General features: G+C 46.3%; 23 protein-coding genes and 1 riboswitch. Of the genes, 13 read left to right on the forward strand and 10 right to left on the reverse strand.

The window, feature by feature from the left end; all coding sequences use genetic code 11:
• Positions 1–57 precede the first annotated feature (57 nt).
• Complete coding sequence (locus U9J37_RS03465) at positions 58–705, forward strand: LysE family translocator (protein ID WP_322414046.1); 648 nt, start codon at positions 58–60, stop codon at positions 703–705.
• 32 nt (positions 706–737) lie between these two features.
• On the opposite strand, the gene U9J37_RS03470 is transcribed toward U9J37_RS03465, so the two are convergent.
• Positions 738–2,105, reverse strand: coding sequence for an alanine/glycine:cation symporter family protein (locus tag U9J37_RS03470; protein WP_005470730.1), 1,368 nt, complete (start codon positions 2,103–2,105; stop codon positions 738–740).
• Between the two features lie 108 nt (positions 2,106–2,213).
• A riboswitch (glycine riboswitch) is annotated at positions 2,214–2,315 on the reverse strand.
• 392 nt (positions 2,316–2,707) lie between these two features.
• On the opposite strand from U9J37_RS03470, the gene U9J37_RS03475 reads away from it, so the two are divergent.
• Positions 2,708–2,950: a hypothetical protein gene (locus tag U9J37_RS03475; RefSeq protein ID WP_005470704.1), complete on the forward strand. Its 243-nt coding sequence runs from the start codon at positions 2,708–2,710 to the stop codon at positions 2,948–2,950.
• Positions 2,951–3,006: 56 nt separating this feature from the next.
• On the opposite strand, the gene U9J37_RS03480 is transcribed toward U9J37_RS03475, so the two are convergent.
• Positions 3,007–3,345 carry a YggL 50S ribosome-binding family protein gene (locus tag U9J37_RS03480; RefSeq protein ID WP_039626606.1) on the reverse strand — a complete coding sequence of 113 codons (339 nt, stop codon included), beginning with the start codon at positions 3,343–3,345 and terminating at the stop codon, positions 3,007–3,009.
• 252 nt (positions 3,346–3,597) lie between these two features.
• Here U9J37_RS03480 and U9J37_RS03485 point away from each other — a divergent pair, with 252 nt between their 5' ends.
• The 4 genes from U9J37_RS03485 (at position 3,598) to U9J37_RS03500 (ending at position 8,442) form a co-directional block, all read left to right on the forward strand.
• Entirely contained in the window at positions 3,598–3,756 is a 159-nt protein-coding gene (locus tag U9J37_RS03485) for a hypothetical protein (RefSeq protein WP_005470825.1), read from the forward strand.
• Positions 3,757–3,774: 18 nt separating this feature from the next.
• On the forward strand, positions 3,775–4,509 hold the full coding sequence (locus U9J37_RS03490; RefSeq protein WP_005470852.1) for a hypothetical protein: 735 nt from the start codon (positions 3,775–3,777) through the stop codon (positions 4,507–4,509).
• 187 nt (positions 4,510–4,696) lie between these two features.
• Positions 4,697–6,478 carry a putative bifunctional diguanylate cyclase/phosphodiesterase gene (locus U9J37_RS03495; protein WP_005470672.1) on the forward strand — a complete coding sequence of 594 codons (1,782 nt, stop codon included), beginning with the start codon at positions 4,697–4,699 and terminating at the stop codon, positions 6,476–6,478.
• 188 nt (positions 6,479–6,666) lie between these two features.
• Entirely contained in the window at positions 6,667–8,442 is a 1,776-nt protein-coding gene (locus tag U9J37_RS03500; protein WP_005470809.1) for a putative bifunctional diguanylate cyclase/phosphodiesterase, read from the forward strand.
• A 33-nt stretch (positions 8,443–8,475) separates the two neighbouring features.
• On the opposite strand, the gene U9J37_RS03505 is transcribed toward U9J37_RS03500, so the two are convergent.
• The gene (locus U9J37_RS03505) at positions 8,476–9,582 is read right to left on the reverse strand and encodes a M20/M25/M40 family metallo-hydrolase (protein ID WP_043886702.1); all 1,107 of its coding nucleotides are present in this window, start codon (positions 9,580–9,582) and stop codon (positions 8,476–8,478) included.
• A 355-nt stretch (positions 9,583–9,937) separates the two neighbouring features.
• Here U9J37_RS03505 and hppD point away from each other — a divergent pair, with 355 nt between their 5' ends.
• The 4 genes from hppD to maiA are packed head-to-tail and all read left to right on the forward strand — an operon-like array spanning position 9,938 to position 13,806.
• A complete protein-coding gene (hppD, locus tag U9J37_RS03510) occupies positions 9,938–11,011 on the forward strand; it encodes a 4-hydroxyphenylpyruvate dioxygenase (protein ID WP_005470658.1) in 1,074 nt (357 codons plus the stop codon).
• The gene (locus tag U9J37_RS03515; protein WP_043886701.1) at positions 11,004–12,131 is read left to right on the forward strand and encodes a homogentisate 1,2-dioxygenase; all 1,128 of its coding nucleotides are present in this window, start codon (positions 11,004–11,006) and stop codon (positions 12,129–12,131) included. Before hppD ends, U9J37_RS03515 begins: the two co-directional genes overlap by 8 nt.
• A 17-nt stretch (positions 12,132–12,148) precedes the next feature.
• Positions 12,149–13,159 carry a fumarylacetoacetate hydrolase family protein gene (locus U9J37_RS03520; protein ID WP_005470616.1) on the forward strand — a complete coding sequence of 337 codons (1,011 nt, stop codon included), beginning with the start codon at positions 12,149–12,151 and terminating at the stop codon, positions 13,157–13,159.
• Entirely contained in the window at positions 13,159–13,806 is a 648-nt protein-coding gene (gene maiA / locus U9J37_RS03525; RefSeq protein WP_005470783.1) for a maleylacetoacetate isomerase, read from the forward strand. The genes U9J37_RS03520 and maiA overlap by 1 nt, the downstream gene beginning before the upstream one ends.
• 97 nt (positions 13,807–13,903) lie before the next feature.
• On the opposite strand, the gene U9J37_RS03530 is transcribed toward maiA, so the two are convergent.
• The 5 genes from U9J37_RS03530 to U9J37_RS03550 form a co-directional block, all read right to left on the reverse strand.
• On the reverse strand, positions 13,904–14,086 hold the full coding sequence (locus U9J37_RS03530; protein WP_005470666.1) for a hypothetical protein: 183 nt from the start codon (positions 14,084–14,086) through the stop codon (positions 13,904–13,906).
• A gap of 170 nt (positions 14,087–14,256) precedes the next feature.
• Entirely contained in the window at positions 14,257–15,291 is a 1,035-nt protein-coding gene (locus U9J37_RS03535; RefSeq protein WP_005470702.1) for a J domain-containing protein, read from the reverse strand.
• Between the two features lie 113 nt (positions 15,292–15,404).
• A complete protein-coding gene (locus U9J37_RS03540) occupies positions 15,405–16,073 on the reverse strand; it encodes a YiaD family glycine zipper/OmpA-like lipoprotein (RefSeq protein WP_038139069.1) in 669 nt (222 codons plus the stop codon).
• A gap of 132 nt (positions 16,074–16,205) precedes the next feature.
• On the reverse strand, positions 16,206–16,889 hold the full coding sequence (locus U9J37_RS03545) for a DUF2786 domain-containing protein (RefSeq protein ID WP_005470790.1): 684 nt from the start codon (positions 16,887–16,889) through the stop codon (positions 16,206–16,208).
• Positions 16,890–17,066: 177 nt separating this feature from the next.
• The gene (locus U9J37_RS03550) at positions 17,067–17,747 is read right to left on the reverse strand and encodes a DUF3334 family protein (protein ID WP_043886733.1); all 681 of its coding nucleotides are present in this window, start codon (positions 17,745–17,747) and stop codon (positions 17,067–17,069) included.
• A 201-nt stretch (positions 17,748–17,948) separates the two neighbouring features.
• Here U9J37_RS03550 and U9J37_RS03555 point away from each other — a divergent pair, with 201 nt between their 5' ends.
• The 3 genes from U9J37_RS03555 to U9J37_RS03565 all read left to right on the forward strand — a co-directional run bounded on the left by U9J37_RS03555 (position 17,949) and on the right by U9J37_RS03565 (position 23,386).
• Positions 17,949–20,981, forward strand: a complete 3,033-nt coding sequence (locus U9J37_RS03555; RefSeq protein ID WP_005470819.1) for a D-2-hydroxyglutarate dehydrogenase YdiJ — start codon at positions 17,949–17,951, stop codon at positions 20,979–20,981.
• Between the two features lie 67 nt (positions 20,982–21,048).
• Positions 21,049–21,510 (forward strand): methyltransferase family protein, encoded by a 462-nt coding sequence (locus U9J37_RS03560; protein WP_043886731.1) that lies wholly within the window; start codon positions 21,049–21,051, stop codon positions 21,508–21,510.
• Positions 21,511–21,787: 277 nt separating this feature from the next.
• The gene (locus U9J37_RS03565) at positions 21,788–23,386 is read left to right on the forward strand and encodes a S1 family peptidase (RefSeq protein WP_005470653.1); all 1,599 of its coding nucleotides are present in this window, start codon (positions 21,788–21,790) and stop codon (positions 23,384–23,386) included.
• 35 nt (positions 23,387–23,421) lie between these two features.
• Here the strand turns inward: U9J37_RS03565 and hutH are convergent, their stop codons facing one another.
• Together hutH and hutU are read right to left on the reverse strand one after the other, a co-directional pair.
• Positions 23,422–24,960 (reverse strand): histidine ammonia-lyase, encoded by a 1,539-nt coding sequence (hutH, locus tag U9J37_RS03570; protein ID WP_005470660.1) that lies wholly within the window; start codon positions 24,958–24,960, stop codon positions 23,422–23,424.
• Between the two features lie 20 nt (positions 24,961–24,980).
• Positions 24,981–26,678 (reverse strand): urocanate hydratase, encoded by a 1,698-nt coding sequence (hutU, locus tag U9J37_RS03575; RefSeq protein WP_005470781.1) that lies wholly within the window; start codon positions 26,676–26,678, stop codon positions 24,981–24,983.
• Positions 26,679–26,756 lie beyond the last annotated feature (78 nt).

Below are 26,756 nucleotides of genomic sequence, written 5' to 3' on the forward strand. Positions count from 1 at the left end.
TTGAAATAGACCAGCAAACCTCGCTATAACAGAGATGAAGCATATTTGGGCCAAGGAATGGGGGCGACCTTGATAGCAAACTTTGAAGCATTTTTACTTGCGATAACCATACTGACATTAACTCCGGGGCTTGATACTGCGCTCGTGATACGCAATTCCTCGCGTGGTGGGTTTAATGATGGAGCGATGACCAGTCTTGGAATCTGCTTGGGGTTGTTTGTTCACGCGACATTTTCTGCGATTGGAATCTCAGCGCTATTGGCGCAATCAGCTGAGTTGTTTAATGTGGTTAAGATGCTCGGTGCGGGCTATCTAATCTATCTGGGTCTGAGCAGTTTAAAAACCTTGTTTTTGGCAAAGGGCGATCCGCAGTCAGCAAGTATCTCAGCAAAACCGCAAAGCCTCAGCCGATGGAAGTCATTGCGTGAAGGTTTTTTGTCTAACGTTTTGAATCCTAAGACTGCGGTCTTCTATCTCGCGTTTCTACCTCAGTTTATTAACCCTGAAGGATCTGCGTTTTTGCAATCGACCTTGATGGCGAGCATTCACTTTGTGATAGCGATGGTTTGGCAATGTGGCTTGGCTGGTGCATTAACCAAAGCCAAAGCGTTGTTACAGAGCGCGCGTTTTATGCACTGGATGGAAGCCACAACGGGAATGGTGCTAGTTGGACTGGGCGTTAAACTGATACTGGAAGATCAATAAAAAACAGCGACCTAAGTCGCTGTTTTTTTGGTTTATGCTTGAGCAGATTTCATCGAAGCAAACTGCGCTGCAAAGTATTGTTTGGTTTCTTCTAGCACGACATTGCGCAGGAGAATCAAGCCAATCAGATTCGGTATCGCCATCAAGCCATTTACGATATCGGCGATAATCCAAATCATGTCTAGATGCAAGAAGGCGCCCGATGCCACCAAAGCCACGAAGATAAATTTGTAAGGTAGCACCGCTTTGGTACCAAACAAGAACACCACGCAACGTTCACCATAGTAGTTCCAACCAAGAATGGTGGTGAAGGCAAAGAACATCAAACCAATTGATACAAGCATTGGACCAAAGGTGTCTGCGTTTAAGCCAACTGCAAAGGCATGCGTTGTCATTGCAGCCCCAGCAAAATCACTTTGCCACGCACCCGTCAGAATCAGCGCAAGGCCTGTCATGGTACAAATGATGATGGTGTCAAAGAAGGTACCCGTCATCGAGATCAAACCTTGCTTTACACAAGAGTCGGTTTTGGCGGCGGCGGCGGCCATCGGCGCACTGCCAAGGCCAGACTCGTTTGAGAAGACCCCACGAGCGATACCCGATTGAATCGCAAGCATGATGCTCGCGCCCAAGAATCCTCCAGTAGCAGCAGTCGAAGTGAACGCTGAGATAAGAACCAGTTCAACAGCATCGAGTAGTTTGTCGGCGTTCATGATGATTACACTCAGACAAGCCAGTACATAAAATAGCGCCATAGTTGGAACAACTTTACCCGCGACTTTGGCGATGGATTGAATACCACCAAGTGTGACAAACGCGACAAGCAAGGTCAGGATACTCGCTGAAATCTCGCGAGAAACGCCGAATGAAATTTCAGACGCATCTAAAATCGCATTCACTTGCGGGAAGGTACCGATACCGAAGCAGGCAACACCCAAAGCAAACACAGCAAAAAGGACCGCCAATGCCTTCGAGCCCACGCCATATTGAAGGTAGTACATTGGTCCACCGACCATCTGGCCGTTGTCGTCAACCTTGCGATATTTTACTGCTAATAGACATTCCGCGTATTTAGTCGCCATGCCAAAGAGCGCAGCAAGCCACATCCAGAATAAAGCGCCCGGTCCACCTAGTTTGATTGCGGTGGCAACACCAACAATGTTACCTGTACCAATGGTGGCTGACAGCGCCGTACACAGCGCAGCAAAGCTCGATACGTCCCCTTGTTTGTTGGAATCTTCTTTACTAAAGACCATTTTTAGCGCGGTAGGGAGGTGTCGAAATTGGATTAAGCCGAGGCTAAAAGTGAAGTAAACACCGGTACCAACAAGCAAAATGAGCAGTGGTGGTCCCCAGACGAAGCTATCTATGGTTTTCAGTAAAGTGTATAGGTTATCCATGGTTTCCCCTTAATTGATAAAGCATTACTAAGGAGAAGAGAGAAAAGCAGAGATCAAGGATCTCAAAAAAGCTAATAAAAGACAGGAAGTCTATAGCTGGTTGGTACTTTCCACTCCTCTGTCCTTTTGCCTGAGAGTTTCACTAAAACGAACGCGTTTTAGCTTGCTCCTTCGGCGACCGATTTAACGGTTCTCTCCAGAGGTTCCTCCAACTACAGTCCCCGCTACCTAGGTAGCTCCTGAAATAGTTAATTCTTCGGCGAGTTATTCTGTCTAAATGTTAACATTTAGATAACAACTACTCTCCTGCAGTCTTCATCGGAACAATTACACATTAAAATGAGTAAAAGATGGTCAATAGTTCTGTTTTATTGACGTGTGAACTCTATCATAAAAAATCGCTAGTTCAATATCTGTTTTCAATTTTTATTTAATCAATAAATTGACTAATTAATGTCAAAATGACTTTTTTACATGCGTGTCTATTTGACTCTTTATGGTGGGGTTTTGATAGTAAGCTATTGAAAATTTGGGTGAGTTTTAGATGGCACGGGTTGTGCTAAAACAAGACTGATAATAAAAGCAGCTCTAGTGAGGTTCTTATGTTTGCTCAACAAAAAACAGACAATTTCAAATTACTACTTAATGTCTCAAATGTGGTTTTGCTCGTCACAACGTTAGCGATGCTCTTAAGTGTCTTGATTTCATACCCTTATGCAGAATACTTCAGTTTGCCAATCCAGATTGCTGCGCACATTAGTACCATCGTAATCGCCGCTTTTCTTAAAATCAGCTACGTCGCCCGTTGCCTCGCACAATATCAGCTTGGCTTAGAGGTACGATAACGTCCCAGACAAAAAAATAGCGCCGTGATAGGCGCTATTGCTTTATTGAATTGAGGTTAGAAGTAGTTCGCGTCTAGCAGCTCACTACTTTCTACTGATTTCACTTCACCGCGAGCTTCAAGCCAAGCGATAACCTGCGCTTTTTGCTCTTCCGTTGCGTCGATGTAACGCTTTTGAGCACATAAGAAGCCTTCAAAGTGCTCAAGACCACCGCCGCCGAAGCAAAGGCCTAGACTGTCGATGTAGTCAATGAAGTCATCAACGAACGCATCGTAGCTATCAAAGTCTGTGATAGTGGTTTCACAGCTGATTTCAAAGCCAAGCATAGCAAACTCGCCCAGATAGAGCTTTTTAAGAATGCGGCGTTTTTTGTTGTCTAATTTGTAAGGTTTCATTAGGTAGCCTCGTTGGATTTTGTCATTCTTTTATACCTTGTTTCTATTAAAGCACCAAACTTTATTCTGTGGAAAGCCAGCGAGTTGGCGATAATCTGCGCATCATGCAGATACAAGGTGGTATTGCTCTAGGATAATTCGTTTTTGAAAGCAGAAAACTACCGAATGCTGACCATTTTTTCTTGTTTAGTGGTATAAATGAAGTAGTTAAACTATTCAATCCCCGATGTGCAGTGAAGCTAAGGAGAGTGTATGACTCGTTTGATCGCAATCGCGTTTCTCATCGCGCTAGCGTTTGTTTTAATTCGATATCGTACCAGCGAAAAACTACAAAAATACGTCGTGGTGACATTGATTTCCGGCTTTTTATTTTACACTGCCACATTGATGGTGACAGAGTTAATCCGCTAGTGGTTAGGAGCGAGTTAAGTGAGCAAACAGACAGATATTGAAGACAATGAAGACGTTGTTGTTATAGAAGAGCGAGATCGTCGCAGTTATCTTTACATTGCGATTGCTGGTGTGCTTGGACTTGCTATTGGTGGTCTTGCTGGATCGTCGCTCACAGCCGGTAAATGGGAGAGCGCCTATCAGGAGATGGAACAAAAGTATCATACGATGATGAGCGACAAGCAGAAACTGGTGGAGCAGGTGGAAGTGCGCGTCGCCAATGTGGATTCTGAAGTCGAAGATAAACTTAAGCAAGCCATCAAAGATCAGGCCCAAGAACATGAAGCGGCACTAACCGCATTACAGTCTCAAATTGCGGAGCTTGAAAAGGTGAATCTATCGCTTGAAGAGCAAATTGCCAGTCAGAAACAGAGCCTGAGCCAAGCATCCCAACAAAATGCGCAACTTAATCGTCAAGCGGATATCCAAGCGACCTTGTTTGAGCGCTCTCGTGAGCTGTTTCAACAAGAACTCAAAGTGAAAATGGAGCTTGAAGCTCTAGAAAAAGAGCGTGAACAATTATTGCCTAAAATAGATGTGCTGAAAGCGGATTGCGACGCCTATCTTGAAGGAACCTCTTGGGATGCGAAGTCTGATTCGTGTGATAAACAAGACGAAGCAAACTCACGCTTAAGTCAGATTAATCAGATGATTAAAGTGCATCAGATGGATCTGCAACAAATGAAAGAGCTGGCGGAGCAACTAGGTTTATAGCGATTTTCTGTTATGTACAGGCATTTTTGTGGCGTGATTCAAACTATGATCTTCGATTCCTAATATTCTTATCACATTAGTATCGGTAGTACTGAAATAAGCTCTATATTTAAGAATGTTTATTTGTTCTTTCAATAGAGCTTTTTTATTGCGCCCGTGTTGGGAGCAACGGGAGTCATAGCTAAGGTTGGATGTGCTAGAAGATACGGTACCTAAATCAGTGAAAGTTACAGCAGCAGTGTTATTTTTGGCGTCTGTTGCTTTGATTACCCACACGCTTGTGACAGAGCATGAGGTTTGGAAGGAAGCCTATTTGTTGTTCCCACTTGGCATTCTCGGGGCATTTTTTGTCACTAAACCACGCCTAAAAGTCCTGTTGAGTGGCTTGTCCATTGCTGTCATCTTTGTCGGTGGTCTGTTTGAGCCCCTAGAGCTCGATGCTATTGAAGAGAGTTTTATCCTACTGCCTCTTTGTTATCTGGTTTTGTTTCCTGGTTCATTCTTCCCTATTGGGGTGGCTCTCGCGCTCGTTGCTAGCTATCTCTACAATCTCCCGGCTGAGGAGTTCGAAGAGTTTATTGAAGATGCCATCGAAGTCCTAGCGATTACAGTGCTCGCTACCATCATGACGTATTACTACGAGAAGGCTTCTCGCCAAGCATTACGCTATCGTAAAAGCACTTATACAGATGTGCTAACAAAGCTACCCAACTTAAACGCGTTTTATGAGGATATCGGCGAGGTGACGCCCGACAATGCGGATCGTTACGCCGTTATTCAAATCGGTTTAAATAACTTTAAGAGCGTCAACGATAGGTTGGGGTATCGAAATGGCGATGAACTGCTACAAACGTTTTCTCAACAATTGAATTCAAAAGTCCCGTCCTTTGCCAAATTCTATCGCTTAGGTGGGGATGAGTTTGTCTTTATGGTTGAAGCGGAGAAGGAGCAACTGAAGGATCAAATTCATCAGTTGGTTGAAGTCTTGCACAACTATCACTCTGACTTGTATGTGGTCAGTGATATGTCACACCGGCTTTCATTTAGCCTTGGCGTCGCGTTTGCCAAAGATGCGTTAGGTAACGTACTGGTGTGGGGAAAGAACGCCGACTTAGCTTTGTTTAAAGCGAGGCAAGAGGGCGCAGGCGCGGTGTGTTGGTATGATGATGTGTTGTTAGATGAGACCGTAAGGCAGCACCAAATTGAGGCAGAGTTACAACGGGCACTTGATGAGCAGCACTTTGTCTTGCACTACCAACCCAAGGTATCTATTGGTACCAATGAATTGGTTGGCGCCGAAGCTCTAATCCGTTGGATGCACCCCAATTTAGGAATGGTTTCCCCAGCCGAATTTATTCCGGTAGCGGAGCGGACAGGGAAGATTGTACCGCTTGGGCGTTGGGTGGCGAGAGAAGCCTGTCGAGAAGCAAAAAGTTGGTTTGACAAAGGCCACGCTATCGTTGTCTCAATCAATGTTTCCAACGTTCAGTTTGCCCACGATGATGTGTTTAAATTTATCAGTGATGCTCTTGATGAACATCAGTTGCCCGCAAATCTTCTGCAAATCGAAATTACGGAATCTACCTTGATGCAGCAGCCTGAATTTGTGATTGCCGCGTGCGAGAAGTTGCAAGAGCTAGGCGTCTCTATTGCGATTGATGATTTTGGCGTTGAGTACTCATCTCTGAATTATCTCAAAAAGCTTCCCATTGATGTGCTTAAGATCGACAAGTCGTTTGTCGACGATTGTGTCAGGCTACACACCGACCACATGTTGGTTAGGACGATTATTCAAATGGGCCATAACCTCAATAAACGCGTGATTGCCGAAGGGGTAGAAACGGAAGACCAACTGGCGCTTCTCGAAAAAGAAGGATGTCAGGAGTACCAAGGGTACTTTTTCTCTCGGCCGTTGCCTGCTTATGACTTTGTGGGTTTAATTGATGGCTATCGAAGCGACTCCAACTGAGTGAAGTAGGCGTCAAAATCGCGAAATAGTGTGACTTGAACTAGTGTTTATAGAGACTGTTTACATATGAGCGGCTCGTTATCACAGAGAGTGTAAGCGTTGCATCGTTGAGCTAGAGGGTGATTCGGTGAACGTGACGCATCTGGTGTTGAGAGACAACACGCGATAACTCATTAGTAGGGATCACTATGCGCCAGAATCAACTAACAGACGGCTTGCAGGTCTTGGGTTACTTGGCTTACCTTTCTGCCGTTGGATGGGTGACTTATACACTGACCATGATTCCGCACTCTTGGAATTATGTTTACTATTTATTCCCACTGATGATGATGATCGCACTCTTTGTGAAAGAGGCGTCTCTTAAACATTTGTTTGCGTTTTCGTCATTGGCTCTGTTCGTTGTTGGTGGGCTGATTGACCCTTTTAACCTTGACGATATTCAGCTCTGCTTAATACTGCTTCCACTTTGTTACATCGTCCTTTTCCCCGGAACGTTGTGGCCGATCGCGGTCGGTGCCGCATTAATCAATAGTTACTTGTACCAACTTTCCGTGTCAGATTTTGATGCGTTTGTGGATTTCTCCATCCAACTCACGGCAATCACGCTGTTTTCGACGCTACTTGTCTACTTTTATGTGCAAACGCGTAAGCAAGCAGAGCAATTCCATCGCGATAGCGTCACCGACTATCTGACAAAATTGTCGAATGCGAATGCTTACAACGAATCCTTACAAAGAGTCGATAAGTCAAACTTGGGACGCTTTGGTTTGATTCATATCGGGATGGAAGGCTTTAAGAACGTCAATGATCGCCTAGGTTATCGACACGGTGATGCGCTGCTAATTGCTTTTGCACATCATCTTAAAGACTTGGTTGAGTCTAAAGGCGAAATATTCCGGTTTGGTGGGGATGAATTTGTCATCCTTGTTGAAAGCAAGCACATTGAAGAGACGCTCCAAGAACTGGTCGATGAGTTATTGAAGCACCATAAAATGATGTTCAACATCGAAAATACCTCGCACCGGATCACTTACTGTATCGGTGTCGCATACGCAACCGATGCGAAAGGGAACATGGAACTTTGGGCAAAAAACGCCGATTTTGCTTTGTATAAAGCGCGCACCGAAGGGGCTGGGTCTGTTTGTTGGTTCGATAACGAACTATTGAGTGAGACTATTCGCCAGCACCAAATCGAAACAGAGATCAAAGATGCGTTGGCCAACAACCAATTTGTCTTACAGTACCAACCCAAAGTGTCGATTAAAGAGTCGAGGATTGTTGGCGCAGAAGCGCTAATTCGTTGGCTGCATCCAGAGCTTGGTCCTATTTCGCCTGCTGAGTTCATTCCAGTTGCGGAAAAAACCACTCAGATTGTTCCGCTTGGACAATGGATCATCTACCAAGCGTGTGCGCAGGCGAAGCAGCTTAACGATCAAGGTCTCGATGTGTGCATTGCCATCAATGTATCAACGGTGCAGTTTGCCCACGCTGATCTGTTTGACGTGCTGTGCAAAGCGCTAAAGCAAACCAAACTCCCTTCTCATCTCCTGCAAGTCGAGATCACGGAATCCACACTGATGAGTGATCCTGAACATATCACTGATATTTGCCGACAACTTCGTGCAATCGGCGTCACTATTGCGATAGACGACTTTGGTGTTGAGTATTCGTGCCTCAAATACCTCAAGCAACTGCCTATCGATGTGCTGAAAATTGACAAGTGTTTCGTTGATGAATGCTCAGTCAGCCATTCGGATCGAGTGCTGGTGAATACCATTGTTCAAATGGGGCACAGTCTGGGCATTAAGGTGATTGCTGAAGGTGTTGAACATGAAGAGCAGTTGGCGGTGCTTGAAGAGCTTGGATGCGACCAATATCAGGGTTACCTATTTTCACAACCGCTCTCTTATCAAGAGTTCTCTTCGATGATTCTACAAGAGCGTATTGAAGCGAGCTCCGCATAAAAGCCGCAACATGCGCTGCGGCTTAGCTTGGTGTTAATGAGTTAAGTAGTGTTTCACAAACTCAGTAATCTTAACCATGTCATCAATTGCGATGAACTCTTCAGTGGTATGAACTTTCGCCATGCCCGTAGACACATTGACGGTGGTTAGTCCTTTGGCATTGAAGTTGTTCGCGTCACTGCCGCCACCTGTGCCCTTGGTGTAAGGGCTAGCACCAATCGCTTCAAACGACGCTTTTACCGACTGAATATGAGGGTGATCGTCAGCGATAACAAAGGCGTTGTAGGCACGTGTTGATTCAATGTCCACTTCGGCGCCGTGCTGTTTGGCAACTGATTGGAAAGTCTCGACCATGTGGTTGACCTGCGCATCGAGCTTATCACCGTTTAGTGAGCGCGCTTCCGCGACGATCTTAAGTTCTGGCATGACGATGTTAGTTGCGTTTCCGCCTTCGACAATACCAATGTTTGCGGTGGTTTCTTCATCAATACGAAGCAATTTCATCTGTGTAATGGCGTCAGCCGCGACTTGGATCGCACTGATGCCTTCTTCTGGCGCTAAGCCTGCGTGGGCTGGGCGACCTTTGATGTTAGCGACGATTTTTTGCTGTCCAGGCGCCGCGTTGACTATCGTACCAATTGGACCACCTGTATCGAGTACGATGGCTTTGTCCGATGTGATGAAAGACATGTCAAAATGCTCTGAGCCAAACAATCCGCCTTCTTCGTGAACAGTGAACGCCAGTTCAATAGTTTTATGGTCGAGGTTTTCTGATTGAATGCAGCGAACGGCTTCCATGATCGCTGCAATGCCTGATTTGTCGTCACCACCGAGAATGGTGTTGCCTTTGGAGCGGATGATGCCGTCTTCGATGATGGGCTCAATACCAATGCCTGGAGTCACTGTATCCATGTGACAGCTCAAAACAATGCTGTCTTCAATTTTGCCTTCGAGTCGAGCATAAACGTTGAAGCCATTAGAGACCTCTTCAGGCACAGGTAGCTTGTGAACCGTAAAGCCCAGTTCGCCTAATTGCTCTGAAAGTGCTTGCGCGATGGCTTTCTCGTTTCTTGATTCACTGTCGATCTGAACGAGTTGGATAAAATGGTCAACAAGACGGTCGCGATTAATATGTGTCATTTTTATACCTAGGTAGAGAACAGAGGCGACCACCTTAGCCTTACTGGCAGTGAATAAATCTGAGGTAAATCAATCTAACCAACAACTTTACCTGTTTCTGACCAACTAACTGGTAACGGAGTAAAACGTACTCTCATTGTGTAAAGCAAACTTTTCCTTAATGTAAAATATTTGTTACCAAGTTGCTTTGTTTAATTCATTGTTTTTATTGGTTTTAGTGTTCATCGTAGGCGATGTTTTACAGGTTATGTTGCAAGTTTGTGCGAGTGTAAAATGTCCGCCGTTGGTTCCTTTTATAATTGAGATCGGCAAATCTTAGCTAAGACACGCTGAAACTAAAAAAGAGGGAACGACAATGAATCAAGCGTTTAATCCACTAGGCACTGACGGATTTGAATTTGTGGAGTACACGGCAGCGGATGAAAAAGGCATTCAAGACCTAAAATCGCTGTTTAGCTCGCTGGGCTTTGCAGAAGTGGCTAAGCACCGTTCCAAAAATGCGTGGCTGTATCGCCAGGGTGACATCAACTTCATCGTCAATGCACAGCCTCACAGCCAAGCTGAAGCCTTCGCCAAAGTTCATGGTCCTTCGGTTTGTGGCATGGCATTTAGAGTGAAAGATGCCGCTGTTGCACACGCTCATGCTCTTGAGAATGGTGGGGAAGAGTACAAAACAGAAATCGGACCGATGGAGCTGAGTATTCCGGCGATTTATGGCATTGGCGAAAGCTTGCTCTATTTCGTTGACCGATACGGCAAGCAGAGCATCTACGATGTGGACTTTGTATTTTACCCTGATGCAGAGGAACGTTTGGCGAAAATGGACGTCGGTATGTATGAAATTGACCACCTGACGCACAACGTCAAACAGGGCAACATGGATGTCTGGTCGGGTTTCTATGAGCGAATCGGTAACTTCCGTGAGATTCGGTACTTCGATATTGAGGGCAAACTGACGGGGCTTGTGAGCCGAGCGATGACCGCACCGTGTCGCAAAATCCGCATTCCAATCAATGAGTCGTCTGACGATAAGTCGCAGATCGAAGAGTTCATTCGTGAATACAACGGCGAAGGGATTCAGCATATTGCCTTGACGACAGATGACATCTACCAAACCGTACAAACTCTACGAGATCGCGGAATGGACTTTATGCCAACACCGGGTACTTACTACGAGAAGGTGGATAGCCGCGTAGAGGGGCACTCAGAGGATGTAAACCGTCTTCGTGAGCTCGAAATCTTGATTGACGGCGCGCCGATGAAAGATGGCATCTTGCTGCAAATCTTTACTCAGACGGTCATTGGTCCTGTGTTCTTTGAAATCATTCAACGTAAAGGCAATGAAGGATTTGGGGAAGGTAATTTCAAAGCTCTATTTGAGTCGATCGAAGAAGACCAAATTCGCCGTGGAGTACTAAACGATGCATAAATGGATCACATTCCCTCACCGGGAGGGAGTGTGCTCCAAGCAAGCGCACGCAGACTTCCCGGAAGAGGCAATTTACGAGAGAGAGGCGGGGAGAAGCGGCTTTTTTGGCCCCGCAGCACACTTTCATCATCAACACGCACCTACAGGATGGAGTGAGTGGGAAGGGGAACTACGCCCGAGAGCATTCAATTTCAATCTTGTCGAGAAAGCGAGCCAACTCTCTCCTTGGGCGGTGCCCCATCTGCTTCACAATGCAGATTGCAAAATTCGCGTTTGGCGCATGGATGAAAAAATGGAATTTCTGGTTAGGAATGCAGACGGTGACGAACTGCTGTTTATCCACCAAGGGAAGGCCGATTTTTACAGTGACTATGGGCATTTAGAGGTAGGGGAAGGTGACTATGTGGTGATTCCTCGCTCAACCAATTGGCGCCTCGAACCGTCTGAGGCCATGTTTATTCTAATGGTTGAAAACACCGATGCCGCGTACACCTTGCCCGACAAAGGCATGGTCGGCAACCACGCTGTGTTTGATCCGGCCGTTCTGGAAGTGCCTTCGATCAATGAAAAATTTAAGGCGCAATATTCTGAGCAGCCAACCCAAGTGCAGGTAAAACGCCATGAGCAAATCAGCACGGTCACTTATCCGTTTAACCCATTGGACGCGATTGGTTGGCATGGGGATTTGGCGGTTGTCAAAGTAAACTGGCGTGACATAAGACCATTAATGTCACATCGCTACCATTTGCCGCCGTCGGCGCACACGACCTTTGTGGGCGCGGGCTTTGTTATTTGTACCTTTGTTCCAAGACCCATCGAAAGTGACCCTGGGGCATTGAAAGTGCCGTTTTACCACAACAATGATGATTACGACGAAGTGCTTTTCTACCACGCTGGGGACTTCTTTAGCCGAGACAATATCGAAGCGGGGATGGTCACTTTCCATCCAGCTGGATTTACTCATGGGCCGCACCCAAAAGCGTTTCAGGCTGGCCAAGAGTTCAAGAAGAAGTTTACCGATGAAGTCGCTGTGATGATTGATACACGCCACGCTCTCTCGTTTGGCGAAGAGGCAACCGCGGTTGAAAATAAAGAATACGTCTACAGCTGGAAAGGATAAGAATTAAGGGATTGAGTATGAAGTTAGCAACCTTAAAAAATGGCCGCCGAGATGGTTTGCTGGTGGTCGTCAATAGAGCATTGACCAAGTGTGTCGCGGTTCCTGAAATCGCGGAGACCATGCAGCTAGCCTTAGATGATTGGGAGCGCGTTGAGCCTCAACTCCATGAAGTCTATATCGCGCTGAATGAAGGCGAGCTAGTGCAGGAGCTGCCGTTTGATCAAAGTCGATGCGAATCGCCGCTACCTAGGGCTTACCAGTGGGCGGATGGCAGTGCATATGTCAATCACGTAGAGCTGGTTCGCAAGGCGCGTGGCGCAGAAATGCCCCCAAGCTTTTGGACTGACCCGCTAATGTACCAAGGAGGTTCCGATGCGTTTATTGGTCCTCGTGATGATATTCCACTAGGAAGCGAAGATTGGGGCATCGATTTCGAAGGTGAAGTCGCGGTGGTAACAGGCGATGTGCCAATGGGCGTCACACCGGAGCAAGCTGCAAAGAGCATTAAACTTGTAATGTTGGTTAATGACGTGTCGCTACGCGGCCTGATCCCCAATGAACTGGGTAAAGGGTTCGGCTTTTTCCAATCGAAACCGTCGTCGGTCTTTTCCCCAGTGGCGGTGACGCCAGATGAGCTCGGTGATGACTGGGATGGCGGCAAACTAAGCCTGCCGCTTATGTCTTACTACAATCATGAATTGTTTGGTAAACCGAATGCGGGCGTCGATATGACATTTGAATTTCCAGAGCTTATCGCTCACGCGGCGAAAACCCGTCCGCTTTGTGCTGGGGCGATCATCGGGTCTGGTACGGTTTCTAATAAGCAGGGCACTGACCATGGAACCTCAATAGTTGAGGGTGGCGTCGGGTATTCGTGTATTGCTGAAGTCAGAATGATTGAGACGATCCGTGATGGCAAACCTACCACTTCTTTTATGAAGTTTGGTGACCATATAAAGATCGAGATGCTGGATAAGCAAGGTCACTCTATCTTTGGCTCGATTGATCAGCACGTGGTGAAATACTAATGTCAGACATCACGCTTTATGGATATTGGCGCTCGTCAGCGGCCTATCGAGTTCGGATCGCTCTGAACTTGAAGCAATTGCCCTACAAACAGGCGTCCGTCCACTTAATCAGAAATGGCGGAGAGCAGCACTCTGCCGATTTCCAGATGCTCAATCCCAGTGAACTTGTGCCCGTATTGGTCGATGGTGACGTGCGGCTTAATCAGTCGTTAGCCATCATCGATTACCTTGATGAGCAATACCCGGATGTTTTGCTTACTCCAGCAGATATAGAGAAGCGATATCTGGTGAAAGCGATGGCGCAAGATATCGCAATAGATATTCATCCACTCAACAATTTGCGCGTATTACAGTACCTTGCTGGCCCAATGGGTATTGATGACATGAGTAAGCAGGCGTGGTACGCGCATTGGATTGATGTTGGCTTTACCGGTTTGGAAAAGAAGTTGGCTCAAACAAGTGGTCGATACTGTGTCGGAGATGATGTTAGTTTGGTTGATGTATGCCTGGTGCCACAAGTGTACAACGCCGAGCGATTCAACATCGATATCACGCGCTATCCACGTATCGAAAAAGTGACGTCGTCACTTAGAGAGTTGAGCGCTTTTACTGATGCCGCTCCAGAGAATCAGCCAGACGCAGAATGATTGTGCGTGAATGAATGAGTGGTTGTGATTTGGCAAAATTCGAAAACAAAAAGGCCACCGATTTGGTGGCCTGCTCATCCCTGGAGAAATCTAATGCTTAACGCATTGCCTGCTGTTTTTCACGCTGTGCAAGTTCAGCAATGTTGAATTGACGGACATCCAATGTGGCCAGTTCATTACACTCTTGGCAAGAGTGGTGGCGCAGACCGTCAATGTAATCATGCGAGGTTAGTAGGCTTGGTTTTTTGCACCAATCGCATATGCCTTCGATAGTAAACATAGTGTTCTCCCCACCTTTATATACTAGGTGTTATCTTCGCGGCGTATTATTACATGACACCTATCAATAGGTTAATCATTTGTTATGGTTAATGGGAGAGTGATCGATTGCGCGAGCCCGTAACTTAAAGCTTGTCGAATATTTCGCTCTCGGCTTACTATGATTTGTAACTATTTATTAACGCAGCTTAGTATGATTTTCAACGCCGCATTCAAACGTTTCATATCTTCTTCACTGCCTTTCAAATCAGGATGGTAAATTTTACACAGCTGCTTATAGCGCGTTTTTATTTGTTTTGTATCTGGAATGGTATCTGGCTTATAGCCAAACAGTGCACATGCCAAGGAGAGCTTGTTCTCGCTCGCCGTTTTAGTCGGCTGAGAAGGTTGAGTTCTTTGCTGGGTCGCTTGCTGTTTTTTAAACTGGCGGTAAAGCGTCTCCAACTGGCGCTTTTGTGTTTTGATCGTCGCTTCGTGTTGTTTGATTTTGTTCTGTAGCTGGCGCTGCTCCTGCTTATTCTCTGACAAAGAATGTTGGCTACTTTTGCTCAGCGAGCGAGTTGCCTTTAGGTGCCAAAAGAGCAAAGCAATGAGTGCAATACTCAGGGCGATGGATAAGTAAATAAAATCGTTGTTTGCTGTGCTCTCGGTTTTCGATTGGGCCACAGGGCTTAACTCAATACCGCTATTGTCAAAGGCGACTTCTAACTGATCGATAGATGACACCTGTTTGGCTCGTTGGGCGTTAAACTGCATCTCAAGCACCTTCGCATAGGCGTCTTCTGCCTCTGGCACGTTTGGGGCGGCAATTTGATACCAAACTTCCGCCAAGGCAAGGTTGGATGGTGGTTGACTCAACCCTTCGTACACTTTGCCTAAATTGAACTGAGCTTGGTAGTTATCGCTAAGAGCAAGTCGAGTTAGCCAGTAGATGGCTTTTGCAACATCAGGCTGATGACTTTGATTGGCTAAGTAGACGTTAGCGAGATCAATCGCCGCTTGTTGGCTTCCAGAATCAGCGGCTTGTTCGAGCCAATAGATGGCTTCGTCTCGAGAGGCTTCAACACCGTCTCCGCTAAGGTACTTCTGACCGAGTTGCAACTGCGCATCGACATTCTGATTTTGAGCTTGCTCGGTTAATGCTTCGATTGAAGCGGCATAGCTCAATGGACAAAAGATGAGCAGAATGAAAGCAATCAGTTTCAAGGCAATCCCTTACAGCGAATTTGGCGTTAGTCCTATAGTTTAAATCATTTGCGAGACAAATAAAAAAGTGGCTTCAAGGAAGCCACTTATCTTTTATCAAAACGTATTCTCAGTTACTTCAATGGAAGAATCTGAATCTCAACACGGCGGTTACACGCACGGCCTTCTGCTGTACTGTTGGTGCAAAGTGGGTAACGTTCACCATTGCCACGAGCAATAGCACGACCAGCCGCAACGCCTTGTGACACTAGGTAAGAACGGACCGATTCAGCGCGACGCTCTGATAGGATTTGGTTGGTCGTATCACTGCCTGTGCTGTCTGTATGGCCTTCAATAACCAAACTTGTGTCCGGGTATTCAACCAGAATACGAGCGACACCGCGCAGGGTATTGTGGATGCTGCTATCGAGTTGATACGAGCTAGAGCTGAACCCGATGCCATTTTCTAAGCGCAGAAGAAGTTGGTTTTCGCCAACACGTTCGACCTGAACACCAGAATTTAGCAGCTCTTGACGCAAAGCGGCTTCTTGTTGGTCAAAGTAGTAGCCTACGCCGCCACCGACCGCAGCACCACCCGCTGCGCCGATAAGAGCACGCTTACGGCGATCTTTCGCGTCATCACCGGTTGCAACGCCAATCGCTGCACCTGCGATAGCACCAATGATTGCGCCGGAAGTTGCTGAATTTGTCTCTGATTCGCCGGTTGTCGCGTTTTGGCGCTGAGTCGCCTGACAGCCAGACAATGCGATTGCAACAGCAAGGGCTAAGGTAATTTTCTTCACAATAAACATCTCCGTGTATCCAGATTCATTGCTCTGGAGTTTTGATTTGCCGAGGAATAAACCCCATCGACGCCTCTATGTCAATTCTGAACAGTGTATTTTACCAAACCTTAACCGAACCTGAACAAGCGCCTAACGCAGCATTTTAGGGGCTTGAGCGCCGTCAATAGGGCGGTTGACCGATACTTTCCGCCCTTTTTTCAAGCCGACCTCGTAATCTTCAGTGAGATTTTTCATCGCCTCTCGAAGCTGTTGCTTAAAGGTCTCTCGGTCTATGTTTTGGAACTCTTTATCAATGTAGTCGTCAATCTTTTTTGCGGACTCTTCATCTGGAGTAATAATAGGCAATTTTTCTAGTGCGCCTTCCACCCAGCCCGATAAAAATGAGTTTACGCGGCGCGTAACTTCGCTCGATGGAGTGCCCGTGCCGGCAAAACTGTTTCTAAAACGGCCCGTTTGCTCGTTCATTTCTCGGTAAATAATGTCGAAAGCAAAGGCAGCAAAAATAGCGCGGTCGGCTTCACCAATGAATTCAGCGCGCTTGAGTCCTTTATGATTTAGAAGTACCGCTTCTACGCCAAACTTGGTGTTAATACCACGAATGATACGTAGCAGCTGAGAGCCAATGTTGGCAGGAAGGAGATGTGTCGATTGGGTTTTGCCCATTTTGATGAATTCAATATCGTCTTTGTCGAGACCATATTTGAGCATCAAGCTATGAGCCATCTTGATGGCGTTTGCTGCTTCATTCACATTCGCAGAGTTACCAAGTTCAAGACATTTAGCAATTTTCTTCAGGGCTTTCTGTTTATTCATCGACAACTAAGAGGTACCTAATTTTGCAAAGTCGGCTATTTTAACGTGTTCTGAGGAAAAACGGAAATGTCGGCAGGGCTCTGGTCACGAAGAATAATAGGGCGTGGTTTAAAAGGCAGTGGTGGGCAAAACGCCACTGCTTAATCAGTGGCGTTCTATTTTTGAAGAACTGAGTGATTAAATACCTAGTTCATCGAAAAGGTCGTCAGCTGCAGATGCGCTTTCTTGCTTTGGTTCAGACTTGCTTGTCATGTTTTGACGTGCTTTCTCTAAAATCTCATCAGGGCACTCGTCTTCCACGGTTTCGAACTCTTCAAGCTGGATAAACTCTGTCTTATCCATCGCTAGCTCAAGGTAGAAAATGTTGCCTTTCTCTGTTGAGAAAGTAACTCGGCGAGCTTGCGGTCGATCAAGGTTAGTATCTACCGACAAGATTACCTGCTTATTCAGCGTTAGCATCTTAGGTTGGTTTTGTGTGATGTGAGTTTGCAAGTCTTTACGCACTTGGTTGGTAAAGTCACCGACCAGTTGGTTCATTAGCTCGCCCAGTACATCTGCCACTTCATCTGAAGTGTGTAGTACAGCCAACTCATCTTCAGGCATGCCCATATTGCGCATGTAGTTTGTGTACACTTCCAATGCCGCCTTGGCCGTGAAGTTGATGACGACGAGCCCTGAAAAACCACCATCGAATAGAACAAAGCAGCCAAAGTCTGGCTTTAGGCTAGTTTTGGTGATTTTTTGCACCATAGCTGAATAGGTGACAGGCGAGCTAGTTGCTGAAGTCAGTACCCCGGATACTGATTGGCAAAGTTTTAAAAGAATATCTTCTGTTGTGATAATTTTATTTTTCTTCATTGATGATTCGCTCATAAAGACACTTTAAATCAAGTCCATGATTTCTAAGTGTGGGAAAGAATTGCGATAAGTTCCAATTTGACACTGCATTTCTGTTTTGATCACCCTTTTAAATGTTGTAAAGTGACACAACTCAAAGATTATAACTTTATATAAAGAACCCAATGCTGATTGGATCAGCGTAGTAGGGGCAGGAAGCAAATGTTACCAAGATTACACTCTCAATCTGATGTGGATCCCGTCGTCATCAGTTTTCTCGACAAATTGCGCCAATCTGGCTTTAGCGGGGACATTGAAAGCCAATATTCTAGCCGTTTAGCGGTCGCCACAGACAACAGTGTTTATCAACAACTCCCACAAGCTGTTGTTCATCCAAAAAACACTCAAGATGTCACTCTCATTGGTAAGTTAAGCGCACATTCCGATTTTGAACGCATCACGTTTTCACCTCGTGGAGGCGGTACCGGGACCAATGGTCAATCCCTGACTTCGGGTATCGTGGTCGATCTGTCTCGCCATATGAATAAGGTTCTTGAGATCAATGAGCAGGAAGGTTGGGTTAGAGTTCAAACTGGTGTGGTTAAAGATCAGCTAAATGATGCCGTCCGACCTTACGGGTACTTTTTCTCTCCTGACCTTTCGACCAGTAATCGCGCCACATTAGGTGGCATGATCAATACCGACGCGTCTGGTCAAGGCTCCTTAAAGTACGGTAAAACGTCAGATCACGTGCTATCGCTTCAAGCGGTATTCGCTGATGGTTCGGTTTTAGAATCAGATCTTTCTCATGGTCTGCCTAAAGAAGGTGAGTTCGCTTATCAAGCACTTAAAGTGACCGAGCAGGTTTGTCGAGAAAAGAGAGAGCAAATCAACAAAAAGTTTCCACCGCTGAACCGTTTTTTGACAGGTTATGATCTGAAAAACGCGCTCGATGATGAGACCAATGAGTTCGACTTGACTCGCGTTCTATGTGGCGCTGAAGGGTCATTGGCGTTTATCACTGAAGCGAAACTTAATTTAACACCGATTCCTAAAGCCCGTACTTTGGTTAATGTGAAGTACGACTCGTTTGATTCAGCATTGCGCAACGCCCCCTTTATGGTCGAAGCCAATGCGCTATCGGTTGAAACCGTCGACTCTCGAGTGCTCAATTTGGCCAAGCAAGATATTGTTTGGCACACCGTGAGCGATCTTCTTACGGACGTCCCGGGCAAAGATATGCAAGGGATCAACATGGTGGAGTTTGCTGGCCAAGATGTCGATGAGGTCGAGTCTCAAGTCTCGGCGTTAACTGCGCGCATTGACCAGATGCTAGAGAATAGCGAGGCGGGCATTATCGGCTATCAAGTGTGTGATGATGTCGCAAGCATTGGTCGTATTTACAACATGCGTAAAAAAGCGGTCGGCTTACTCGGTGCAGCTAAAGGTCGAGCAAAGCCTGTCGCGTTTGCAGAAGATACTTGTGTACCTCCTGAGAACTTGGCTGATTTTATTGCAGAGTTCCGCGAGCTGCTAGATGCCAAACAGCTTAACTACGGCATGTTTGGCCACGTTGATGCTGGTGTTCTTCACGTAAGGCCCGCCTTGGATCTTTGCGATCCGAAGCAAGAGGCGCTAATGCACCAGATTTCTGATGAAGTGGTGAAGCTGGTCGCCAAATACGGTGGCTTAATGTGGGGTGAGCACGGCAAGGGTTATCGTTCTGAATATGGCCCTGAATTCTTTGGGCAAGAGCTATTTACAGAGCTGAGACGAGTTAAAGGTGCCTTTGACCCTCACAACAAGATGAATCCGGGCAAGATTTGTACACCGCTTGAAAGTAATGCTGAACTGGTCAAAGTGACCGATACCAAGCGTGGCTTCTATGACCGACAAATCGATGTGCAGGTGCGTGATAGCTTTAAGCAGGCGATGGAGTGTAATGGCAACGGCTTGTGTTTTAACTACGATACATCATCGCCAATGTGTCCATCGATGAAAGTTACCGCAGATCGTCGTCATTCGCCGAAAGGTCGCGCTGGTTTGGTTCGAGAGTGGCTGCGACAGTTAACCGAGCAAGGCATCGATATTCTCGATTTAGAAAAGCAAACCCTAGAGCAAACGGCATCGATAAAAACCATGCTCGATCGGGTTCGCAACAGTTTTAATAAGCGCCATGAGTACGATTTTTCGCATGAAGTCCATGAGGCAATGAATGGCTGTTTGGCGTGTAAAGCGTGTGCCAGCCAGTGCCCGATTAAAGTCGATGTACCGAGTTTCCGCTCACGCTTCCTCAATATCTACTACTCACGTTATCAACGTCCTGCGAAGGACTACTTAGTCGCTAATATTGAAACCATGCTGCCTTTGATGGCGAAAGCACCAAAGGTGGTGAATACCGCTCTGAAACAGAAGTGGGTGCAAGACCTAACGGCATCAACGGTTGGCTATGTGGATGCGCCGTTAATGTCGGTTCCGACACTAGAGAAGCGTTTGTCAGGGTTGAAGCCATTTGATTTGCAGGCGCTAGCAGCGTTGTCAAAAGAAGACAAAGCAAATCACGTCGTTATCGTTCAAGACCCGTTCACGAGCTATTACGATGCAGAAGTGGTCGAAGACTTTGCAAACCTGATTGTGAAACTTGGCAAAACACCGGTTCTGCTCCCGTTTAAACCAAATGGAAAAGCGCAACATGTAAAAGGGTTCCTTAAGCGCTTTGCCAGCAATGCCGCAAATACCGCTGCGTTCTTACAGCAAGTCGCGGATATTGATATCCCCTTAGTGGGCGTCGATCCGGCGTTAGTGCTTTGCTACCGCGATGAGTACACGGAAGTGCTTGGAGACAAGCGTGGCGACTTCAACGTACTGACGGCACATGAATGGCTTGAGCCTCGCCTTATTGAGTTCGAAGGGGTTAAACAAGGGGTACAAGAGCCTTGGTACTTACTCGCTCACTGTACTGAAAAAACAAAGATGCCAAATGCAGAAAAAGAGTGGGGCAGTATCTTTAAGCATTTCGGTGCAGTATTAAATACGGTACCTGTTGGTTGTTGTGGAATGGCAGGCACGTTCGGCCATGAAGTGGATAAGCTGCAAATGTCGAAAGACATCTATGGTTTGAGTTGGAAACCAAACTTAGAGCAATTACCGAAAGAGCGCTGCCTAATTACGGGCTATTCTTGCCGAAGCCAAGTCAAACGCTTTGAAGGCATGAAAGTAAAACACCCAGTACAAGCACTGCTTTCGATTCTTTAATAATAAATAGCCCAGCGTTAAGTTGGGCTATTTTTTAATGGTTAACGCAAGGGATTACGTTATGTTTATGGATAAGCTCGAGTTAAAAGTTCCGCCCGTCGCCGTCTTTATTGTTCTTATGGTTATCGTTAATCGTTTGGCTCATGCTTTTACTGGGTTGACGATTTCGCTACCGGCTCCTGGTGTGGTGTTGTTATTATGCTTCATAGCGTCTGGAATTATCGGCATTGCCGGCGTAGTGGAATTTCGGCGCTCAAAAACAACAGTGAATCCGATAAAAGTCGAGAGTGCTTCAACAGTAGTCGACACTGGAATATTTGCTTACAGCCGAAACCCTATGTATCTGGCTTTGTTGTTATTATTAATCGGGTTTTCATATTGGCACCAAAATATACTGTCTATCATTTTCGCTTTGTCTTTTATCTACTATATGAATCGATTTCAAATAAAACCCGAAGAGAGAGCGTTAGAGAAACTGTTTGGTGCGGAATATTTAGATTACAAGCAGAGAGTTAGGCGTTGGATATAAGTTGTAGATCTAACTTACAAATTGAAACATTATTAAGAGATTTTATAGTGATTGTTTTTTCTATTAAAACAGAACGTTGTGCGAGTTTAAAATAAAGCAATATCTTAATAAGTATTTGTTAATGTAAGCATGGTCATTTCATTGTGATGTTTAAATGGTGATTCCGCTCTCGTATTTAAAATTTACTTAAATAATTATTAAGGGAGCAATGTTAGAAGTAGGTATCATCCGGCAAGCGAATGTTTTCGCTATAAATAACAACTTTTAAGGATGTATTATGTCACGTTGGTTTAAGCCTACTTTGCTTGGAGCATCTTTGCTCACCGCAATTTCTCTTCCCGCCCATAGTTCGAACACTCCAAGAATCATCGACGGCACAGATGCCAGTGTGAATGATTGGCCGTTTATCGTTGCGATGGTCTCTAAAGGTGTCAACGCGTATGAAGGTCAGCACTGTGGTGGTAGCTACATTGGTGGTCGTTATGTATTGACGGCAGCACACTGTGTAAACAACACCGATGAATCTGATATTGAAATGGTTGTGGGGATTAATAATCTCAACAATGAAAGCTCTGAAGGTGAACGATTTGCTGTCAATAAGATCTATGTTCATCCAGACTATAATGACAATACTCTCGAAAATGATATTGCAATCATTGAATTAACTCGTGATGCGAGTCAGTTTAGCTCTGTTCGCTTAGCCGATGAGAATACAAGAGCAAACACCGCTGATGGTACCGTGTTAACTGTGGCTGGCTGGGGCTCTACCACTCCAGAATATGGCAATCACACGCAACCAGCACAGTTGCAACAAGTTGATGCACCTATGGTCAATCAAGGAACGTGTGCGGCGACATTTGCAGGCGTAAGCAGTAATGTCGATTCAGTAAATTTCTGTGCGGGCACGGCTCAGGAGGGCTTCGATTCATGTCGTGGTGACAGTGGTGGTCCTCTCGTTGTCAAGGATACAGGCATTCAGCTTGGTATCGTCAGTTACGGTAAATCTCGTTGTGGTGAAGCAAACTCTTATGGGGTTTACACTAATATCAGCCAATATACAGATTGGATCGAGCAACACACGTCAGGCTTCTCGTACGAGCAAACCAAATTCATTGGCTTTTTCTCTCCAGGAAACCATACCCACACATTTGACTTTGTAAACGATTCTGGCGCTGTCATGAGTTTCTCAAACATGACACCTAGTACGGGTTTAATTACGAACAATACCTGTCTGAGTGGTTTGGCATCGGGATCTTCTTGTGCTGTCACAGTACGCTTCCCTGTAGCAATATACGATAGTGGGACAGCAACACTATCGTTCGACTACCAAATTAACGGTAAAAACTACCAAACCGCAGCGAAGGCAAATTATGTAGGTTCAGAGAGAGGCTCGGCTCTACTAGCTGACCGCATGGGCGTTGACGCTGGCAACGTTTATGTCAATGAAAACCCATGGGTTGCTTATGGTGATAACGGTATTCGCTCTGCAACAATCGGTGATAGCCAACAGTCGGCAGTGTTTTTCGATAAATTACCTAGAGGTTTATATGCATTTGATGTAGGCATCGATTCGGAAGAGGGTTTTGACCACCTTTATCTACTAGTTAATGGTGAACGAAAAGGGCAAGTAAGTGGAAAAACTTCATTCAGCGATCAAATTTTCTTAAGTGGAGATTCTAACTGGATTGGGTTGGTGTATAAAAAGGACGGTTCTCAGGCAACAAGCAGTGACTTTGCATCTGTTTCTAACTTTAGACATGTAGATCCTACAACACAAGGTTCTGCCAATACTGGTGGATCTTCTTCTGGTGGCGGCGGTAGCTTGGGTTGGCTATCCTTGTTAGCGTTATTTCCTTTAATGCGTAGACGCAAATAATCAGAGCCCCTCAATGAGGGGCTTAATTTTATCTGTTAAAAACTCGGCAATATCGCTTCTGGCATAAGGTGGTTGTGAACGGCCAGTTTAAGCAGCGAGTTTGCTTGCTCAATATCCGGTGCAAAGTAGCGATCTTTATCATAGAAGCTGACTTTCTCACGTAGGATCTGTTTCGCTTCTTCAACTCTTGGCGATGATTTTAGTGGTGCTCTAAAGTCGATGCCCTGTGCTGCAGATAAGTACTCTACAGCCAAAATGCCTCGAGTGTTTTCCGCCATATCACGCAGTCTGCGACCTGCAAATGTCGCCATCGAAACATGATCTTCTTGGTTGGCTGACGTTGGCAAGCTATCGACGGAAGCTGGGTGAGCTAGGGTCTTGTTTTCGCTTGCGAGTGCCGCAGACGTTACCTGAGCAATCATAAAGCCAGAGTTTACTCCACCGTTGTCCACCAAGAATGGCGGAAGCTTACTCAAAGCGCTGTCAATCAACAGAGCCATACGTCTTTCTGATAGGCTGCCGATTTCTGCGATAGCAAGTGCTAGGTTATCGGCGGCCATAGCAACAGGTTCCGCGTGGAAGTTACCACCGGAGATGATGTCGCCATCTTCTGCGAACACAAGTGGGTTATCGGACACTGAGTTTGCCTCAATTTCCAAAATGTCAGCGGCGTTTCGAATTTGCTGCAAACAAGCACCCATTACCTGAGGCTGGCAGCGCAGCGAGTAAGGATCCTGCACTTTTTCACAGCCCGTATGTGATTCTCCAATCTCGCTGCTGACATCTAGCATGTGGCGGTAGGCTAGAGCGGCGTCCATTTGACCTCTGTGTCCACGAACGCGGTGAATACGTGGATCGAATGGGCGTCTACTACCTAATGCGGCTTCTACCGACATCGCGCCACATACCGTGCCTGAAGCGAACAGATCTTCTGCTGCAAATAAACCTTCTAGGGCAAAGGCTGTTGAAGCTTGGGTACCATTTAGCAGTGCTAAACCTTCTTTAGGTGCTAACGTAATGGGCTCAAGGCCAGCGATTTTCAGTGCCTCTAATCCAGAAATGATCTTTCCGTTGTGGCGCGCTTCACCTTCACCCAATAGCACCGTGCTCATGTGAGCAAGAGGTGCTAGGTCCCCAGAAGCGCCTACCGAGCCTTTCTGCGGAACGCATGGATAAACCTGAGAGTTCACCAAATCAATCAAGGCTTGAATCACTTTTAGGCGTATACCGGAATAGCCGCGAGACAAGCTATTGATCTTCAAGACCATCATCATGCGGACGGTTTCATCTGCCATAAGCTCGCCGATACCCGCAGCATGCGATAGCACGATACTTTTTTGCAGTGTTTCAAGATCTTCAGGGGCGATACGGGTGTTGGCCAGTAGACCGAAGCCAGTGTTGATGCCATAAACCGTGCGATCTTCAGCAATCACTTGCTCGACAACTTTCGTGCTTTCGTCAATGGCTGGAATCGCTTCTGGGTCCAATGAAAGAATCACTGGAGAACGACTCACTTGACGCAGTTCTTTTAAGCTAATAAATCCAGGCTTTAGCTGTAAATTTAACATCTTCATCTTCCTTTATTCAGCTGAGCTTATTTTAGCTTTTTCAGTTCTTCGTTAAGCATCGGTAAATCAAGACCTTGCTGTGCTGCACAGTTTTTCGCGATATCATAGCCTGCATCAGCATGGCGCATTACACCCGTTGCTGGATCGTTATGTAACACGCGAGAAATACGTTGAGACGCGTCTTCACTACCATCACAACAGATAACCATACCTGAGTGTTGAGAGAAGCCCATACCGACGCCACCACCATGGTGCAAAGATACCCAGGTTGCGCCGCCTGCCGTGTTCAGCAAAGCATTGAGTAATGGCCAGTCAGAAACGGCATCTGAGCCGTCCATCATGCCTTCTGTTTCTCGGTTTGGACTCGCTACCGAGCCTGAATCTAGATGATCACGGCCGATGACGATTGGCGCTTTTAGCTCGCCGTTTTTGACCATTTCATTGAATGCCTGACCGAGACGTTCGCGATCTTTCAATCCTACCCAACAAATACGAGCCGGTAAGCCTTGGAACTGGATTCGTTCGCGGGCCATGTCCAGCCAATTGTGGAGGTGTGGGTTGTCTGGAATAAGCTCTTTTACTTTTTGGTCTGTTTTGTAAATGTCTTCTGGATCGCCTGATAGCGCAGCCCAGCGGAATGGACCATTTCCCTCACAAAACAGAGGACGAATGTACGCAGGGACAAAGCCTGGGAAGTCGAATGCGTTTTCTACGCCTTCTTCTAGTGCCATCTGACGGATATTGTTGCCGTAATCGAGTGTTGCTGCGCCGCGTTCTTGAAGGTCAAGCATAGCTTTGACTTGCACTGCCATTGATTCTTTTGCCGCTTTAACCACCGCCGCTTCATCTTTAAGGCGCATGTCTGCAGCGTGTTCCATTGACCAGCCCAGTGGCAGGTAACCATTTAATGGGTCGTGCGCAGAGGTTTGGTCGGTAACAACATCTGGAGTAATGTTACGCTCTACAAGTTCAGGGAACACATCGGCTGCATTGGCAAGTAGGCCCACAGAAACCGGAGTGTCTGATTCGTAGATAATCGCGAGTGCTTCGTCTAGGCTCGTGGCTTTCTTGTCGACGTAGCCAGTACGTAAGCGGTAGTCAATACGCGACTCATCGCACTCGACAGCAATCATAGAAAAGCCAGCCATAGTGCCAGCGAGAGGCTGAGCACCACCCATTCCGCCTAAGCCACCTGTTAGGATCCAGCGCCCTTTAGGATCGCCGTTGAAGTGCTTTTTCGCTACAGAGACAAAGGTTTCGTATGTGCCTTGGACAATGCCTTGTGAGCCAATGTAAATCCAGCTTCCCGCAGTCATTTGTCCGTACATCATCAAACCCTGTTTATCGAGTTCGTTGAAGTGCTCCCAGTTAGCCCAGTGCGGCACCAAGTTAGAGTTAGCGATCAGTACGCGCGGTGCATTTTTATGAGTTGGGAATACACCAACAGGTTTACCCGATTGAACGAGTAAGGTTTGGTCGTCTTCAAGGCGCTCTAGCACTTCGACAATTTTATCGTAGCACTCCCAGTTTCGTGCAGCTCGACCAATGCCACCGTACACGACGAGTGAGTGAGGGTGCTCGGCAACATCTGGGTCTAGGTTGTTCATCAGCATGCGAAGTGGGGCTTCCGTCAGCCAAGATTTTGCTCTCAACTGCGTGCCATGTGGGGCACGAATTGTACGGCTAGTATCGAGACGCTTATCTTCTACTTGGCGTTCCGTCATGGTAAGACTCCTTGTGTTTCATGTTATTCAAGTAGTACGAAGCTCTCCAAGCTACCGAAGTGACTTGGTTCCACTACT

Origin of the sequence: Vibrio sp. 16, assembly GCF_963681195.1 — a bacterium.
GTDB classification, from domain to species: domain Bacteria; phylum Pseudomonadota; class Gammaproteobacteria; order Enterobacterales; family Vibrionaceae; genus Vibrio; species Vibrio sinaloensis_D.

What these genes read in the sequence shown, in the direction of transcription:
- U9J37_RS03465 (WP_322414046.1), top strand. Translation starts at nt 58, where the DNA reads ATGGGGGCGACCTTGATAGCAAACTTTGAAGCATTTTTACTTGCGATA.
- U9J37_RS03470 (WP_005470730.1), bottom strand. Translation starts at nt 2,105, where the DNA reads ATGGATAACCTATACACTTTACTGAAAACCATAGATAGCTTCGTCTGG.
- U9J37_RS03475 (WP_005470704.1), top strand. Translation starts at nt 2,708, where the DNA reads ATGTTTGCTCAACAAAAAACAGACAATTTCAAATTACTACTTAATGTC.
- U9J37_RS03480 (WP_039626606.1), bottom strand. Translation starts at nt 3,345, where the DNA reads ATGAAACCTTACAAATTAGACAACAAAAAACGCCGCATTCTTAAAAAG.
- U9J37_RS03485 (WP_005470825.1), top strand. Translation starts at nt 3,598, where the DNA reads ATGACTCGTTTGATCGCAATCGCGTTTCTCATCGCGCTAGCGTTTGTT.
- U9J37_RS03500 (WP_005470809.1), top strand. Translation starts at nt 6,667, where the DNA reads ATGCGCCAGAATCAACTAACAGACGGCTTGCAGGTCTTGGGTTACTTG.
- U9J37_RS03505 (WP_043886702.1), bottom strand. Translation starts at nt 9,582, where the DNA reads ATGACACATATTAATCGCGACCGTCTTGTTGACCATTTTATCCAACTC.
- hppD (WP_005470658.1), top strand. Translation starts at nt 9,938, where the DNA reads ATGAATCAAGCGTTTAATCCACTAGGCACTGACGGATTTGAATTTGTG.
- U9J37_RS03515 (WP_043886701.1), top strand. Translation starts at nt 11,004, where the DNA reads ATGCATAAATGGATCACATTCCCTCACCGGGAGGGAGTGTGCTCCAAG.
- U9J37_RS03520 (WP_005470616.1), top strand. Translation starts at nt 12,149, where the DNA reads ATGAAGTTAGCAACCTTAAAAAATGGCCGCCGAGATGGTTTGCTGGTG.
- maiA (WP_005470783.1), top strand. Translation starts at nt 13,159, where the DNA reads ATGTCAGACATCACGCTTTATGGATATTGGCGCTCGTCAGCGGCCTAT.
- U9J37_RS03530 (WP_005470666.1), bottom strand. Translation starts at nt 14,086, where the DNA reads ATGTTTACTATCGAAGGCATATGCGATTGGTGCAAAAAACCAAGCCTA.
- U9J37_RS03545 (WP_005470790.1), bottom strand. Translation starts at nt 16,889, where the DNA reads ATGAATAAACAGAAAGCCCTGAAGAAAATTGCTAAATGTCTTGAACTT.
- U9J37_RS03550 (WP_043886733.1), bottom strand. Translation starts at nt 17,747, where the DNA reads ATGAAGAAAAATAAAATTATCACAACAGAAGATATTCTTTTAAAACTT.
- U9J37_RS03555 (WP_005470819.1), top strand. Translation starts at nt 17,949, where the DNA reads ATGTTACCAAGATTACACTCTCAATCTGATGTGGATCCCGTCGTCATC.
- U9J37_RS03560 (WP_043886731.1), top strand. Translation starts at nt 21,049, where the DNA reads ATGGATAAGCTCGAGTTAAAAGTTCCGCCCGTCGCCGTCTTTATTGTT.
- U9J37_RS03565 (WP_005470653.1), top strand. Translation starts at nt 21,788, where the DNA reads ATGTCACGTTGGTTTAAGCCTACTTTGCTTGGAGCATCTTTGCTCACC.
- hutH (WP_005470660.1), bottom strand. Translation starts at nt 24,960, where the DNA reads ATGAAGATGTTAAATTTACAGCTAAAGCCTGGATTTATTAGCTTAAAA.
- hutU (WP_005470781.1), bottom strand. Translation starts at nt 26,678, where the DNA reads ATGACGGAACGCCAAGTAGAAGATAAGCGTCTCGATACTAGCCGTACA.